Origin of the sequence: Corallococcus sp. AB032C, assembly GCF_003668935.1 — a bacterium.
In the GTDB taxonomy this organism is placed as follows: domain Bacteria; phylum Myxococcota; class Myxococcia; order Myxococcales; family Myxococcaceae; genus Corallococcus; species Corallococcus exiguus.
This window is the reverse complement of record NZ_RAWP01000250.1, coordinates 1-1274: the sequence shown is the minus strand read 5'-3', so window position 1 is coordinate 1274 and position 1274 is coordinate 1. Positions and strand designations below refer to the sequence as shown.

The window sequence follows — 1274 nt, the reverse complement described above, 5'->3', positions numbered from 1 at the left end:
TGGGCCTGCTCCGGTTCGGTGGACAGGTTGACTACGCTGCCAGCCTCTTGGTTGCGGCCCTCCGCTCGTATTCCACTGGGCTGACGTAGCCCAGGGCGGAGTGGCGCCGCTTCCGGTTGTAGAACACCTCGATGTACTCGAACAGCGACTGCTTCGCCGCCTCGCGTGTCTTGAAGCGGGTGATGTAGACGAGTTCCAGCTTCAGGGTGGAGAAGAAGCTCTCCGCCACGGCGTTGTCCCAGCAGTTGCCCTTGCGCGACATGCTGCATCCGATGCCGTGCGCCTCCAGCAGCTGGCGGTAGTCCTCGCTCGCATACTGGCTGCCACGGTCGGAGTGGTGCAGTTGCGGAGCGGGACCGCCGAGCAACGCCATATCGAGCGCGCTCAGCACCAGGCCGCGGTCGATTCTCTCGCCCATCGCCCAGCCCACCACCTTGCGACTGAAGAGGTCCAAGAGCACGGCCAGATACAACCAGCCCTCCTCGGTCCAGACGTAGGTGATGTCGCCCACCCATGCGCGGTCGGGCTGGCCTGGCTGGAAGTTCCTCGCCAGGGAGTTGGGCGCCACGGGGTGGCCGTGCGCGGAGTCGGTGGTCCGCACGAATCGACGCCGGGTGCGAGCGCGCAGGCCCGCCTGGCGCATCAGCCGAGCCACTCGCTTGCGGGCGACCCGCCGGCCGCGCGCCTTCAGCTCCGCGTGGACTCGCGGAGCGCCATACCTGCCCCGGCTCTCCTGGTGCACGGCGAGCACCTCGACGCCCAGTGCCCGGTCGCTCTTCTTGCGCTCGGACTCGGAGCGCTTCGCCCAGGCGTAGTAGCCACTGCGAGAAACCTCCAGATGACGGCAGAGGGAGGCTACCGGGAAGAGGGCCTTCTTCGCGTCGATGAAGGCGAACTTCACTTCATCTCCTTCGCGAAGAAGGCCGCCGCATTTTTTAGGATTTCTCGCTCCAGCCGCAGCTCCCGGTTCTCCTTGCGCAGCCGGGAGAGCTCCTCGCGCTCCCCTGTCGCCAGCGCTCCGGGCCTGCCCTCACCCCTGTCCGTCTTCGTCTGCTCGACCCACAGCCGCAGCGCCGACTCCGTCAGGTCCAAGTCTCGGGCCGCCTGGGGGATGGACTTGCCCTCCTCCAGCACCAGCTTCACCGCCCCGGCCTTGTACTCCGCCGTGAACTCCCGGCGCGGCCTGCGGGGCTTCCTCTGCTTTTCGTCAGTCGCGGACATCCCGTGCTCCTTCCATCACATCTCGGGTGTCCACGGAACCGGGCCAGGCTCAC

General features: G+C 67.2%; 1 protein-coding gene. It reads right to left on the bottom strand.

The genetic code is table 11. From position 1 onward, the window contains the following. Positions 1 to 31: 31 nt before the first annotated feature. Positions 32 to 1221, bottom strand: a protein-coding gene (locus D7X99_RS41895; RefSeq protein WP_199756434.1) for an IS3 family transposase whose coding sequence is annotated in 2 segments (ribosomal slippage) — positions 32 to 939 and positions 939 to 1221 — 1191 coding nt in all. Because the reading frame shifts where the segments join, the coding sequence is not laid out codon by codon here. Positions 1222 to 1274 lie beyond the last annotated feature (53 nt).